Origin of the sequence: Micromonospora sp. RL09-050-HVF-A (assembly GCF_019374995.1) — a bacterium.
Lineage (GTDB): Bacteria > Actinomycetota > Actinomycetes > Mycobacteriales > Micromonosporaceae > Micromonospora > Micromonospora antibiotica.
In genome coordinates this window covers 3,174,802-3,188,983 of sequence record NZ_JAGKQP010000002.1, presented here as the reverse complement: position 1 = coordinate 3,188,983, position 14,182 = coordinate 3,174,802, and the positions used below count along the sequence as shown (strand labels likewise).

The window sequence follows — 14,182 nt, the reverse complement described above, 5'->3', positions numbered from 1 at the left end:
GGGGGTGGTTGGTGCACTGCCGGCCGAGCTGGGCGGGGATAGGCTCGCCAGGGCCCCGAGTGTCGGTCCGGGCGTTGCCGCCAGGTTGCCGCGAAGTATCGAGCCATTGCCATGGAAGCGCTCCCATGCAAGAATCGCTGCACGCGGTTCGGGGAGCCACACCGCGCACGGCAGATGTCGAGGGCAACCGGTGCACCGGACGACGTCGCCGCCGACCGGTCCCACGGGGCCGGTGCAGCTCGCCACCACCACGCCCGCCCTCCGGGTCGGGCACCCCCCGAGATGTCCCGTTGGCGCCGGGGTCGTCCGTACCCCAGGACGCTCACGCGCCACTTGCCGGTCCCCACGCGGTGCCGGTCTCGCCCAAGGAGTGCAAAAGGCATGAATCTGTGGAGAAGTCTGTCCGCCCGACGCCGGGCGTTCGCCCTCACCGGGGCGAGCGTGCTGGTCGCGGGCGGGCTGGTGACCATCCCGGTCACCGCGGCGCAGGCCGCCACCCAGTGCAGCATCGACTACAGCACCAACGACTGGTCCGGCGGTTTCACCGCGAACGTCACCATCCGCAACGTGGGTGACCCGATCAGCAACTGGACCCTCGGCTTCACCTTCCCCAACAGCAGCCAGCGGGTCACCCAGGGCTGGTCGGCCAAGTGGTCGCAGAGCGGCCAGAACGTGACCGCCACCAACGAGTCCTACAACGGCTCGCTGGGTCGCGGCGGCAGCACCACCCTCGGCTTCAACGGCTCGTGGAGCGGCAGCAACCCCAAGCCGGCCTCGTTCACCCTGAACGGGGTGGTCTGTGGCGGCGTCACGCCGACGACGCCGCCGCCCACCACGCCTCCGCCGACCACGCCTCCGCCCACCACCCCGCCGCCCACGACGCCGCCGCCCACCACCCCGCCGCCCACCACGCCCCCGCCGGGGCAGAAGGTGGACAACCCCTACGTCGGGGTCAAGGGCTACGTGAACCCGGAGTGGAAGGCCAAGGCGGACGCCGAGCCTGGTGGCAGCCGGGTCTCCAACAACCCGACCGCCGTGTGGCTGGACCGGATCGCCGCGATCAACGGCACCACCGACAGCAGCTCCAACGGTGCGATGGGCGTCAAGGACCACCTGGACGCCGCGCTGGCCCAGGGTGCCGGCTACATCCAGTTCGTGATCTACAACCTGCCCGGCCGGGACTGCTCGGCGCTCGCCTCCAACGGTGAGCTGGCCGCCGACGAACTGCCGCGGTACAAGTCGGAGTACATCGACCCGATCGCCGCGATCCAGAGCCAGGCCAAGTACGCCAGCCTGCGGATCATCAACATCGTCGAGATCGACTCGCTGCCGAACCTGGTCACCAACACCTCCGGCAACGCCGGTGGCACGGTGCAGTGTGACGTGGTGAAAGCCAACGGCGCGTACGTCAACGGTGTCGGCTACGCCCTGGCCAAGCTGGGCGCGATCGGCAACGTCTACAACTACATCGACGCCGGTCACCACGGCTGGCTGGGCTGGGACACCAACTTCGGCCCGACCGCCGACATCCTGAAGACCGCCGCCGTCGCCTCCGGCAGCAACGTGAACTACGTGCACGGCTTCATCACCAACACGGCGAACTACTCCGCCCTGAAGGAGCCGTACATCAAGATCACCGACTCGGTGAACGGCCAGACCGTCCGCCAGTCCAAGTGGATCGACTGGAACTTCTACGTCGACGAGCTGTCGTTCGCCCAGGCGTTCCGCGACAAGCTGGTCTCGGTCGGCTTCAACAGCAACATCGGCATGCTGATCGACACCTCCCGTAACGGCTGGGGCGGCACCGCCCGGCCCACCGGCCCGGGTGCGACCACCAGCGTCGACACCTACGTCAACGGTGGTCGTGTCGACCGTCGCTTCCACGCCGGCAACTGGTGCAACCAGGTCGGTGCGGGTCTCGGCGAGCGGCCGAAGGCCAACCCCGAGCCGGGCATCGACGCCTACGTCTGGGTGAAGCCCCCGGGTGAGTCCGACGGCTCCAGCTCCCTCATCCCGAACAACGAGGGCAAGGGCTTCGACCGGATGTGCGACCCGACCTACACCGGTAACGCCCGTAACGGCAACAGCATGAGCGGCGCCCTGCCCAACGCGCCGATCTCCGGCGCCTGGTTCTCCGCCCAGTTCCAGGAGCTCATGAAGAACGCCTACCCGGCGCTCTGACGAACCAGCCCGCCGCGGCTGGAGTGAGGCACTGACGCGGCGGGCGCACCCGGGCCCCCGGTCCGACCGAGAGGTCGGGCCGGGGGCCCACCCGTGTCCCCGGGGCCCCGGTCCGGGACCGGACGGTCGTCATGTGAGGCCCCCGGTCTCCCGGTCCCGGTCTCCCGGCCCCGGGTCGCCGCACACCCCACCGGGCGCGAGGCGACCGAGGCGGGACTCAGGGCACGGTACGTTCCACCGCCGCCCGGCCCAACTCGGCCAGGTCCCGGCGGGCCCGCTCCAGGTTCTGCGGCGTCAGGTCCTGCCCGCGCGCCATGACCAGGTCCTCCGGCTCCCAGGGCTGCTCGGCCCCGGTGCGGATGTTGTCCCCACCGGCCCCCGTGCCGGTCCCGGTGGCCCCGGTGCCCGCCGCGTACGGGTCACCGATCAGCTCCTCGGTCGACGCGCCGGGCTGGTCACCCGGCGCGACGAACGACGGGTCGGCCGGCCCGCCGCCGCCCCGCGCCAGCTGCGGCACGGTGGAGTCGTCGTCCACCGCGGCGGCCACCTCCGGGCGTTCCTCCAACGGTCGGTTCGGGTCACGATCGGTCATGGTGCCGCCCTCCTGTCCCAGACGCCTTCCGCGCCCCGGGTACCCCGTCCGGGCGACGCCATGCCGGGGCGGATCACACCTCCCGGGCCTCCTCGGTGGTGGGCGGCACCACCGGCCGCAGCCACTGCCAGGCCAGCATGAACAGCCCGAAAGCCAACATCGCCAGCCCGGCCCACAGGTTGATCCGGACGCCCTGCGCCTTGTCGATCTCGGCAGCCGAGTCGAAGAGACCGACCAGGCCGACGATCACCCCGTACACCACGAAGAGACCACCGATGACCCGGCGGATGTCGAACAGCCGGGCGGCGGCGGACCGCTTGCGCTCGTTCTCCGTCTCGACGACCTGCGGGTCGTTCGCCCGCTCGCTGTGCTGGTCCACGCCTGCGCCTCCCTCTCGTGACAGACCGGGCTCAGAAGACCGGGATGTAGAAGAGCACGGCCAGCACCAGCGCGATCGCGCCCAGCAGCACCGGCGAACGCCACCAGACCTGGTCCCCGGCGAGCACGTCGCCCTTCAGGTCGATCCCGCCCATGCCGTAGACCAGACCCTGCAACTCCTCGGCCCGCTTGGGTCGGGTCAGCGGGGTGACCACCGCCGCCACCACGGCGACCGTGACGAAGGCGATGCCCGCGCCCCAGAAGCTCTCCTCCAGGTCGGAGTTGAAGTGCACCACGCCGGCCTTGTAGAGCAGGTAGGTCGCCAGCGCGGCCAGGGTGCCCGCCAGCAGCGACCAGAAACCGGCCAGGGCGCTCATCCGCCGCCAGAACATGCCGATGATGAAGGTGGCGAACAGCGGGGCGTTGAACAGGGAGAACAGCGCCTGGATGTAGTTCATGATGTTGCTGAACCCGGCGGCGATGAACGCGGTGCCGATGCCCACCACCACCCCGGCCACGGTCGCGATCCGACCGACCCGGATGTAGTAGTCGTCGGACCGCTCCTTGCGGACGTACGCCTGCCAGATGTCGTAGGTGAAGACCGTGTTGAAGCCGCTGACGTTGGCCGCCATGCCGGCCATGAACGAGGCGACCAGGCCGGTGACCGCGATCCCGAGCACCCCGTTGGGCAGCAGGTCGCGCATCAGCAGCGGAATCGCGTTGTTGTAGACCAGGTCACCGGACTCGGCCCCCAGCCCCTTGACGGTGACCAGCGCGATCAGGCCCGGGACCACGGTCACCACCGGGATGACCAGCTTCGGGTACGCGGCGATGATCGGCGTACGCCGGGCGGCGCTCATGTTCTTGGCCGACAGCGCCCGCTGCACCTCGGCGAAGTTGGTGGTCCAGTAGCCGAAGGAGAGCACGAAACCGAGCCCGAACACGATGCCCAGCCAGTGTGCGCCGAGCGGGTTGGCGGTGCTGCCGGTGCCCTCCCAGGCGTGCAGCCCGGCCTCGCCCAGCTTGGAGTCGCGGACCGAGTCCATCAGGCCGGCCCAGCCGCCCACCTTGACCAGGCCGATGACGGTGATCGGCACCAGCCCGGCGATGATGACGAAGAACTGGAGCACCTCGTTGTAGATCGCGCCGGTCAGTCCGCCGACGGTGATGTAGGCCAGCACGATCGCCGCCCCGATGACGATCGCCAGCCAGAGCGGCCAGCCGAGCAGCGCCTGCATGATCAGCGCCAGCGCGTAGAGGTTGACCCCGGCGATCAGCACCTGGGCCACCGCGAAGCTGATCGCGTTCAGCAGGTGGGTCGGCCGGTTGAACCGCAGTCGCAGGTATTCCGGGACGCTGCGGACCCGGGAGCCGTAGTAGAACGGCATCATCACGATGCCCAGGAAGATCATCGCCGGTACGGCGCCGATCCAGTAGTAGTGGACGGTCATGATGCCGTACTGCGCGCCGTTGGCGGCCATCCCGATGATCTCCAGGGCGCCCAGGTTGGCCGAGACGAAGGCCAGGCCGGTCACCCAGGCGGGCAGCGAACGCCCGGAGAGGAAGAAGTCGACGCTGGTGCGGATCGCCCGACGGGCGGCGAAGCCGACCCCCAGCACGGTGACGAAGTAGAGCGCCAGGATTCCGTAGTCCAGCACGTTCATGTTCAGTCTGAGCCCGGCACCGTCCATCGCCCGCCACCCCTCTGATCGCGCCGTCGGCACCCGCCGAGCGCGCTATTACCCACCGTGCGGGGTTTCACACCGTCCGTGTGGATTCGGCGGTGATTCCGACGACGCCCCGGCCGGAAGTGCTCCGGCCGGGGCGTCGAGTGGTGCCGCGGTGGTCGTCAGGGTTGGTCGGTGGGTCGGGCCCGGGTGGCCCGGTCCGCCGCCGGGGCGCAATGGTCGCGCGGGGTGGCGGCCGGCTGTCCCGGGTCGGCTCAGCGGCCCAGCACCCGGTCCAGGAAGTCGCGGTACTGACGGACCGCCACCCGGAGCTGCTCGGTGTCGGCCTCGCCGGCACCCTGCCAGCCCCCCAGCTTCTCCTTCTGCGCGGCGAGCGCTTTGGACAGCGCCCCGATCGCCTCCTCGACGAGCGACTGCGCCTCGCCGGCGGCCGCCCGGGGATCGTCGACGAACCGCAGCTGGACGTCGCGCCAGCGGTCCCGGAAGCCCTGCGCGGCGTCCGCCTCGAACAGCGTGGCGGCGTCGCTGGGCACGGTGCTGTTCGCCGACCGGCCGGCGTCGGCCGAGGCGACCGCGCCGGCCGCGCCGCCTGCTGCCGCCGCCGTCACGACGCCGCCGGCCGTGGTGCCCGGCGCGGCGGTGGTGTCCGGGCCGCCCGTGATGTCCGGGCCGCCCGTGATGTCCGGGCCGCCCGTGGTGTCCAGGTCGGCGGCGGCGCGGTCCGTCGTGGTGTCCGGGTCGGCGGTGGTGGCTCGGTCGGCGGCCGGGAGGTCGGTGTCCTCGGCGGTGGGGTGCGGGTCGGTGGCCCCGGACGACCAACGGTCCCGGTCGTGGATCCGGTCCGCCGCGGTCGGGTCGGCCCGCTCGTCGTCGAACGGCCCGGTCTGCCCCGGCGCCCCGTCGCCGGGCGCGACGGTGTCCTCGTCCCGGGCGTCCCGCTCGTCCTGCGGTCGCCCGCCGGCCAGGGCCGAGGCGGCCACCGCGTCACCCACGCTGGTCGCGCCGAAGGCGGTCGGCAGGGGCGCCGGCTCGTGGAACTCCGGCCGCCGGTCACCGTCGGGACCGGTCACGTCGTCCCGGTCGCTCAGCGCGTCCCGGTCGCTCAGCGCGTCCCGGTCGTGCCGGTCGTCCAGCCCGTCCCGGTCGGCGTCGTCCACGGGGTACGGGCGGGTGGTGTCCAGGTCGCCGTCGGCCCCCGGGTCGTCGAAGATGCCCCGGTCGTCGAGCGCGTCCTCGGGCGTCCCGGCGTGCCGGTCCCGGCCGTGCCGGCCGGCGGTGTCGGTGTCCTCCGCGTCCGGGGGTGGCACCGCCACCGGGGTGGACCGGACGACCTCCGGGTGGTCGGTGTGGAGCTGCTGCTCGTCCTGGCGCATGGTGGGGTTCTCCTCAGCGGGTGGTGGCGTCCTGCGGGCGGTCCGGGTGCTGCTGCTGCGCCGGGCGGTGCCCGACCGGGTCCTCGCCGAGCAGGTCGGCGAAGAGCGCCCGGTAGTGGACGACGGCCTGGCGGAGGTCCTCGGTGCCGGCCTCACCGCGCTCGTTGCGCAGCCGGATCTCGTGCGCCTCCCGGTAGTGGGTCAGCGTGCGGGCGTGCTCCACGGAGAGGTGGGCGACCTGCTCGGTGAACTCGCCGGTCGGGTAACCCCGGTCGGTGATCAGCTGGCTGACCAGCTCGTCGGCGTCGCCGACGGTCTCGGCCGGCGAGTCGACGAAGCGGACCTGCAACTCTTCCCAGGCGGCGGCGTACCGGGCCCGGTCCTGCGGGCTGAGCGGGGTCAGGGTCAGCTCCGCGTGCCGGCGCTCCCGCTCGCGCAGTTCGCGTTCGGCGGCGCTGCGGCTGTCCTGCTCCGCGACCACCCGGTCGTACTCGGGGCCGAACCGGGACCTGAGGGCGCGTCGTCGGTTGGCCACGACGGCCACGGCGACCAGCGCCGCCACCACCAGGACGACGAGAACCAGTAGGACTATCTGCGTGGGCGACATGGCCTCCTCCTTCACCCTCCGGTATTCCCTCCCCGCACTGATCACCAATCCCGATCCGGCGAATTTCCTTCGCCGGTTCGCACCGGACCGTGACGAACCGGTCACGTCGTACGTCCGGGGTCGATCGGGGCGGGCGGCCCGGTCACGTTTTTTCCGCCGGTACCCGGGGCCAGCCGACGGGTCGTCGGTGGTCGTGGGTGTCGTCGATGCCTGATCAACCCGGGTGCGACCCGATCCGCCGGGCCGCGACGGCGGGTCCGGCGGCGGCGACGCAGCGGTGACGGCGGGAGACGCACGGTAGTGCTGAGCGTCAGGATTACGTATCCTGCCCAAGGCGCCGCGCCGGTGCCCGGCGTCGATGCCGGACCGCCCGGCCGGTACCGGCGTCACCGCCGACACTCCCGCCCGGGCGAGGAATCATGGACACCCGCGACTGGCCGATCCGCGCCAAGCTGACCGCCCTGGTCGTCACCCCCGTGGCCGCCCTGCTGGCGCTCTGGATCTTTGCCACGACGTTGACCTTCGGGCCGGCTCTCGACCTGCTCGCCGCCCGGACCCTGCTGTCGGACTTCGGTCGGCCCGGCGAACAGGTGGTGGCCGAGCTGCAACGGGAGCGCCGGGCCTCGGTGATCCACCTGGCCGGCACCGACACCCTGCCCGCCCTGGCGCAACAGCGGCGCCGCACCGACGAGGCGATCGTCGAGCTGCGTCGGCTGATGGCCGGGGAGCAGCTACGCGACGCCGCAGGCGACCTGCTCAACGCCCGGCTGGACGCGCTCGGCGCCGCCCTGGAGGCGCTGCCCGCCGGTCGGGGGTTCATCGACCGGCGGCAGGTCGACCGGGCCGGCGCGATCGGGCTCTACAGCGGCATGATCTCCTCGGCGTTCCAGGCGTTCGCCGCCACGGCGGCCCTGCCCGACGCGGAGCTGAACCGGCAGGCGCTCGCCCTGACCGCGCTCGGCCGCTCCCGCGAGCTGCTCGGCCAGACCGACGCGGTGCTGGCCGGTGCGTTCGTAACCGGCCGGTTCACCGAGGGCGAGCACCTGCGGCTGGTGCAGACCATCGCCAACGAGCGGTTCGTCGCGGAGGCGTCCGTGGCCGACCTGCCGGCCGCCGACCGGGCCGCCTACCAGCGGTTGGTGGAGGGGGAGGCGTTCGTCCGGCTGCGCACCATGCAGGAGCAGCTGCTGACCGTCGGGCCGTCCGCCGTCCCGCCGATCGACGCCCGGACCTGGCAGGCCAGTCAGGAAGCGGTGCAGCAGGAGCTGCGCGACTTCGAGCTGAGCCAGGCCGACGGGCTGGCCGAGCGTTCGGTGCCGGTCGCCGTCACGATCCTGGCCCGGCTCGGTGTGGCCGGGGTGCTGGGGCTGGCGGCGATCGTGGCGTCGCTGCTGGTCGCCGTCCGGGTCGGCCGGACGCTGGCCCGCCGGCTGTCCGCGGTCCGCGCCGCCGCGCTGGAACTGGCCGAGCACCGGCTGCCCGACGTGGTCACCCGGTTGCGCCGGGGTGAGCAGGTCGACGTGGCCCGGGAGGCCCCGCCGCTGTCCTACGGCGCCGACGAGATCGGCGACGTCGGTCGGGCGTTCACCGAGGTCAGCCGGGTGGCGGTCCGGTCGGCGATCGACGAGGTGACGCTGCGACGGGGGTTGAACGAGGTCTTCCTCAACCTGGCCCGGCGCAGCCAGGGGCTGGTGCACCGGCAACTTGCGGTGCTCGACCGGATGGAACGCCGCGCCGAGGACCCGGACGAACTGGCCGAGTTGTTCCGCGTGGACCACCTCGCCACCCGGCTGCGCCGGCACGCCGAGGACCTGGTCATCCTGGCCGGCGCGGCCCCGGGGCGGGGCTGGCGGCAGCCGGTCGCCCTGCTGGACGTGCTGCGCGGCGCGATCTCCGAGGTCGAGGCGTACGACCGGGTGGACATCGGCCGGGTCGGCCCGGCCGGACTGCTCGGCCGGGCCGTCGCCGACGTCATCCACCTGCTCGCCGAGCTGATCGAGAACGCCACCGCGTTCTCCCCGCCCGAGCGTCGGGTCGAGGTGACCGGGACGCCCGTCGTCGACGGCTACCTCGTCGAGATCACCGACCACGGGCTGGGGATGTCGCCCCAGGCGATCGAGGACGCCAACCGGCGGCTGGCCACCCCGCCGGAGTTCGATCCGGCCGACAGCGCCCGGCTCGGCCTGTTCGTGGTGTCCCGGCTGGCCGCCCGGCACGACGTCAAGGTCACCCTGCGGGCCGGCACGCCGGTCGGGCTCATCGCGCTGGTGCGTATCCCCGCCGACCTGGTCACCGAGGAGCCGCCGATCGCCGCGCCCACCCGGGACCGCCCGGCGGCGTCGGTGTCCCGGCTGACCACGCTGCCCCGACCACGGACCACCCGGACCACCCGGGAACGGCCGGAGCAGACCGTGCTGCCGTTCGCCCCGGCCCGTACCTCGTCGGTGGAGGCCGCCCCCGACGGCGACGGTCTGCCCCGTCGGGTCCGCCGTCGGGGGCCGGCCGCCCACCAGCTGCCCCCGGCCAGTCAGGACGCGCCCGCCGCCCGCTCTCCCGAGGAGGTACGCCGGCAGATGTCGGCCCTCCAGGCCGGTACCGCCCGGGGGCGCCTGGACAGCAGCGGCGTCCACCCGGCGCCGCCGGCCCGGCCCGACCCGACCGCCGGCGACGAGCCGGGACGGACCGACGGCGTCGGGGTGCCACCGTCACCGGCCGGCCCGGCGGCGACGTCCGATTCGACCGCGACTGAGAGGGACGCCTAGTGGTGCACACGACACGGCAGAACGCTGATCTCGGCTGGTTGCTCGACGAGCTGGTGGAACGGGTGCCGGCGGCCCGGCAGGCGGTGATCCTCTCCGCCGACGGCCTGCTGCTCGGCGCGTCCGCCGATTTGGACCGCTCCGACGCCGAGCACCTCTGCGCACTGGCCTCGGGCTTCTCCAGCCTGGCGAAGGGGGCCAGCCGGCAGTTGGCCGCCGGTGGCGTCCGGCAGACCGTGGTGGAGATGGAGGAGGCGTACCTCTTCGTGACGGCCGCCGGTCAGGGGGCCTGCCTGGCGGTGGCCTGCGCGGCGGACGCGGACATCGGCCTGGTGGCGTACGAGATGGCGATGCTGGTCGTCCGGGTCGGCGAGAACCTGACCGCGCCGGCCAGGGCGGCGGCGGGGATCGCCGATGCGGGCTGAGCAGCCGGGTCACCAGCACGAGTGGTTGGACGGCGCAGCCGGGCCGGTCGTACGCCCGTACACCCTCACCGGTGGTCGGGTGCGGCCTGCCGTCGGCGGCTTCGACCTGGTGGCCTTCGTGCTGGCCGCGGCGGGCGTCGACCCGTACGGCCAGCCGGGGTTGCAACCCGAGCACCGCCGGCTGGTGGAGTGCGCCCGGCAACCGGTGGCGGTCGTGGATCTCGCCGCCGACCTGGACCTCGCCCTCGGCGTGGTCCAGGTCCTCCTCGGTGACCTGCTCGCCCGTGGGCTGGTCACCGTGCACGAACCGCCGGCCGCCGCCGGCCTTCCCGACAACGACATTCTCAAGGCGGTGGTCAGTGGACTACGTGCGCTCTGAGCGCGACCCCTCACCGGCCCGGTTGCCCCTGGCCCTCAAGATCCTCATCGCCGGTGGCTTCGGTGCCGGCAAGACGACGCTGGTGAGTGCGCTCAGTGAGGTCCGGCCGTTGCAGACCGAGGAGGTGCTGACCGACGCCGGCATCGGCACCGACGACCTCTCCGGGGTGGAGGGCAAATCGACCACCACGGTGGCGATGGACTTCGGTCGGATCACCATCACCGACGACCTCCAGGTCTATCTGTTCGGCACCCCGGGGCAGGATCGGTTCTGGTTCCTCTGGGACGAGTTGGCCTTCGGCGCGCTCGGCGCGGTGGTGCTGGCCGACACCCGCCGGCTGCCCGACTGTTTCCCGTCGATCGACTACTTCGAGCAGCGCGGCATCCCGTTCGTGGTGGGCGTGAACTGCTTCGAGGACACCCGTCGGTTCGGCGCGGAGGCGGTCCGGCAGGCGCTGGACATCGAGCCGGAGGTGCCCGTGGTGCTCTGTGACGCCCGGGACCGGCAGTCCGGCAAGCTGGTGCTGATCTCGCTGGTGGAGCACGTGGCCCGCCAGCGTGGGGAACCGGTGCCGGTGGGCTGAACCGGCCGGCCGGGTCCCGCCGGTGAGGAAAACCCGGAAATCAGGGGTGACGGCCGGGGATTGCGGGAAGCCTGGAGATCGACGGCGGATTCGGCGGAGGGTGGTTCGGTGACGGGCACGATCGTCCACATCGGCGGTTACACGGCACGGTCGGGCGGGCGCGGGGAGGGCATCGTCGCCGCCCGACGCGATCCGGAGTCGGGGCAGTTGACCCTGCTCGGCACGGTCGCGTCGACCCCGTCGCCGTCCTTCCTCGCCCGCCACCCCGCCCGGCCGGTGCTGTACGCCGTCAACGAGTTGCCCGAGGGGCAGGTGAGCGCCTTCGACGTCGGCCCTGACGGCGGGCTGACCCCGCTGGGGGTGTGGTCGACCGGGGGTGCCGAGCCGGCCCATCTGGCGGTCGCTCCCGACGGCGGGCACCTCTTCGTCGCCAACTACGGCGGGGGCAGCGTCGCCGTCCTGCCGCTGGACGGGCGGGGGGTGCCCGGGGAACGCACCGACCTGGTGATCCACCAGGGGCACGGTCCGGACCCGGAGCGGCAGGAACAGGCGCACTGCCACATGGTGTCGCCCGACCCCGGCGCCGGCCCGCTGCTCGTCGTCGACCTGGGCACCGACTCGATCTACCGGTACGACCTGGACGCGGCCTCCGGCCGGCTGACGCCGCGGGCCCCCCGGGTGCGGACGGCCCCCGGCACCGGTCCCCGGCACCTGGCCCGGCATCCCGACGGGCGGCGCTGCTGGCTCGCCGGTGAGCTGGATGCGACGGTGACCGCCTACGAGGTGACCGCCGAGGGGGTGCTGCACCAGCGGGGCCGGGTGGACGCGAGCGCGCGGGCCGGCCACGTCCAGCCGTCGGAGATCACCGTGGGGCCGGACGGCCGGTTCCTCTACGTGGGCAACCGCGGGGTGGGCACGGTGGCGGTCTTCGCTCTCGACGGGGACCTGCCGCGGCTGGTCGACGAGGTGGACACCGGTGGGGAGTGGCCCCGGCACTTTACGTTGAGCGGGCGGCACCTCTATGTGGCCGACGAACGGGCCGACATGATCCGGGTGTTTTGGGTCGACCCGGACTCGGGCGTGCCGTCGCCGGTGGGTGAGCCGGTGTCGACCGGCAGCCCGACCTGCGTACTGCCCTGACAGATGCCGGTTGTCCAGGGTGGATTCGGGCCACGTCACGAAACGGTCTGATTACGCAGAGTGGGAAAATAGTGATCAACTGTTTCTCCTGCGTAACTTTCGTCCGAACGGTTGTGGCAGTAAGCGCACGAGATACGCAAGATGGTCAGCGTGTCTGGCCGCCATCGCATGCGTTCAAGTATCCGTGGAGCGGGCGCCGCCGCGGCGGCGACCGCGCTCGTCGTCGTGGTCGGCGGCTCCTGGGTCGGTTACCAGCAGCTGGCCGGACCGTCCTGCTCAGGAGGGATCCAGCTCGGCGTGGCCGCCGCGCCCGAGGTGGCACCGGCCGTCGAGGCGGCGGCGGCCCAGTGGGTGGCGGACGGCGCGGCGGTCGGTGGCACCTGCATCAAGGTGAACGTCGCCGCCTCCGAGCCGGTGGAGGTGGCCGCCGCGGTGGCCAGTAAGCACGGGGCCAGCCTCGCCGGGGTGGGACAGGCCAGCGGCACCGCGGTCACCCCCGACGTCTGGATCCCGGACTCGTCGACCTGGCTGCTGCGCCTCAAGAGCGGCGGCGCCACCGCGTTCGCGCCCGGCAACGGCGCCTCCATCGCCCGCAGCCCGGTCGTGGTGGCCATGCCGCAGCCGGTCGCCACCACCAAGTTCGGCTGGCCGGACAAGAAGCTCACCTGGAACGACATGCTGCGCGCCGTCCGCAGTGACAAGCCGCTGCGGGCCGGCATCGTCGAGCCGACCCAGGACGCCGCCGGGCTCTCCGGCCTACTCTCCCTGACCGCCGCCGCGAGCGGCGGAGGCGGCGACGCCCAGCAGGCGACCACGGCCGCCCTGCGGGCGCTGGCCACCGGCCGGTCGGCGCTGCGGCAGGACCTGCTGGCCCGGTTCCCGCGCTCCAACGACCCGACCTCCATCGCCAGCGCGCTCGGCGCCGCCGCGCTGTCGGAGGAGGACGTCATCGCCTACAACAACACCAAGCCGCCGATCCCGCTGGCCGCGCTCTATCTGGAGCCGTCGCCGATGCCGCTGGACTACCCCTACGCGGTGCTGCCCGGGATCGACCAGACCAAGGCGTCGGCGGCGAAGGTGCTCTTCGAGCTGCTCACCACGCAGGGCTTCAAGAACCGGCTGGCCGTGCAGTCGCTGCGTGCCCCGGACGGCAACTGGGGTGACGGCTTCAAGGCACCGCAGGGTGCGCCGAGCCCGGCCGGCGGCGGTACGGCGGTGCCGCCGTCCGGCGGGACCGCCGCGGGTGGCCTGGACCCGGTGGCCATAGACCGTGCGGTCTCCGGCTGGTCGATCGCCACCCAGTCCGGGCGGATGCTCTGTGTCATCGACGTCTCCGGGTCGATGAAGGCCCCGGTCCCGTCGGCCAACAACGCCAGCCGCGAACAGGTGACCGTGGCGGCGGCCAGCCGGGGGCTGAACCTCTTCGACGACTCCTGGTCGATCGGGCTGTGGACGTTCTCCACCGAACTGGTCGGTTCGCGGGACTGGCGGGAGATCGAGCCGATCAACCCGCTCTCCGGCAACCGGGCCAAACTGGAGCAGGGGCTCGCCGGCATCCGCCCGTCCAACGGCGACACCGGCCTGTACGACACCATGCTGGCGGCGTACAAGACGGTCCAGGACGGTTGGGAGCCCGGCCGGGTCAATTCGGTGGTGCTGTTCACCGACGGTAAGAACGAGGACAAGAACGGCATTTCACAGAGCGGATTGATCACCCGGCTCAAGCAGCTCAACGATCCGGAGCGTCCGGTGCAGGTGGTCATCATCGGCATCGGCAGTGAGGTCTCCAAGACCGAACTCCAGTCGATCACCAGCGTCACCGGTGGTGGCGCCTTCGTCACCGAGGACCCCTCCAAGATCGGTGACATCTTCCTGAAGGCCATCGCGTTGCGTCCGAACGCGCCGCGTTGAGCCGTCGCACAGGGCAAACGAATCGCTGCATTCGGTGAGAAATAATGCGGTGATGGGATTCCGCCATCTCGGCGGCGAAAGAAAACTGACAGTAATGCGTCCGAAGCAATAGGTGAGCATCATTGTGGGGCAGGATGTCGGGAGCGCTCCGGCCGGCAGGCCCCGC

The 14,182-nt window shown here is 72.3% G+C and carries 12 protein-coding genes; 7 read left to right on the top strand and 5 right to left on the bottom strand.

The annotated features are described in order from the left end of the window. Window positions 1-381: 381 nt before the first annotated feature. Complete coding sequence (locus tag J7462_RS13760) at window positions 382-2,181, top strand: glycoside hydrolase family 6 protein (protein ID WP_219464416.1); 1,800 nt, start codon at window positions 382-384, stop codon at window positions 2,179-2,181. 217 nt (window positions 2,182-2,398) lie between these two features. Here J7462_RS13760 and J7462_RS13755 read toward each other — a convergent pair whose 3' ends face one another. From J7462_RS13755 to J7462_RS13735, 5 genes are all read right to left on the bottom strand, one after another. Further along, complete coding sequence (locus J7462_RS13755) at window positions 2,399-2,773, bottom strand: hypothetical protein (RefSeq protein ID WP_219464415.1); 375 nt, start codon at window positions 2,771-2,773, stop codon at window positions 2,399-2,401. Between the two features lie 73 nt (window positions 2,774-2,846). Then, window positions 2,847-3,152, bottom strand: coding sequence for a hypothetical protein (locus J7462_RS13750; protein ID WP_208568441.1), 306 nt, complete (start codon window positions 3,150-3,152; stop codon window positions 2,847-2,849). A gap of 31 nt (window positions 3,153-3,183) precedes the next feature. After that, window positions 3,184-4,842: a sodium:solute symporter family protein gene (locus tag J7462_RS13745; RefSeq protein WP_219464414.1), complete on the bottom strand. Its 1,659-nt coding sequence runs from the start codon at window positions 4,840-4,842 to the stop codon at window positions 3,184-3,186. 251 nt (window positions 4,843-5,093) lie between these two features. Further along, entirely contained in the window at window positions 5,094-6,212 is a 1,119-nt protein-coding gene (locus tag J7462_RS33625) for a hypothetical protein (protein ID WP_219464413.1), read from the bottom strand. A gap of 13 nt (window positions 6,213-6,225) precedes the next feature. Then, window positions 6,226-6,819 carry a hypothetical protein gene (locus tag J7462_RS13735; protein ID WP_219464411.1) on the bottom strand — a complete coding sequence of 198 codons (594 nt, stop codon included), beginning with the start codon at window positions 6,817-6,819 and terminating at the stop codon, window positions 6,226-6,228. A 419-nt stretch (window positions 6,820-7,238) separates the two neighbouring features. Here J7462_RS13735 and J7462_RS13730 point away from each other — a divergent pair, with 419 nt between their 5' ends. The 6 genes from J7462_RS13730 (at window position 7,239) to J7462_RS13705 (ending at window position 14,016) form a co-directional block, all read left to right on the top strand. Next, entirely contained in the window at window positions 7,239-9,581 is a 2,343-nt protein-coding gene (locus J7462_RS13730; RefSeq protein WP_219464409.1) for a nitrate- and nitrite sensing domain-containing protein, read from the top strand. Further along, window positions 9,581-10,003 carry a roadblock/LC7 domain-containing protein gene (locus J7462_RS13725; RefSeq protein ID WP_219464408.1) on the top strand — a complete coding sequence of 141 codons (423 nt, stop codon included), beginning with the start codon at window positions 9,581-9,583 and terminating at the stop codon, window positions 10,001-10,003. The genes J7462_RS13730 and J7462_RS13725 overlap by 1 nt, the downstream gene beginning before the upstream one ends. Beyond that, a complete protein-coding gene (locus J7462_RS13720) occupies window positions 9,993-10,382 on the top strand; it encodes a DUF742 domain-containing protein (RefSeq protein WP_208568447.1) in 390 nt (129 codons plus the stop codon). The genes J7462_RS13725 and J7462_RS13720 overlap by 11 nt, the downstream gene beginning before the upstream one ends. Further along, window positions 10,363-10,965: an ATP/GTP-binding protein gene (locus J7462_RS13715; protein ID WP_208568448.1), complete on the top strand. Its 603-nt coding sequence runs from the start codon at window positions 10,363-10,365 to the stop codon at window positions 10,963-10,965. Before J7462_RS13720 ends, J7462_RS13715 begins: the two co-directional genes overlap by 20 nt. Window positions 10,966-11,073: 108 nt before the next feature. After that, window positions 11,074-12,105 (top strand): lactonase family protein, encoded by a 1,032-nt coding sequence (locus tag J7462_RS13710; protein WP_219464407.1) that lies wholly within the window; start codon window positions 11,074-11,076, stop codon window positions 12,103-12,105. A 168-nt stretch (window positions 12,106-12,273) separates the two neighbouring features. After that, a complete protein-coding gene (locus J7462_RS13705; protein ID WP_219464406.1) occupies window positions 12,274-14,016 on the top strand; it encodes a VWA domain-containing protein in 1,743 nt (580 codons plus the stop codon). Window positions 14,017-14,182: the final 166 nt, after the last annotated feature.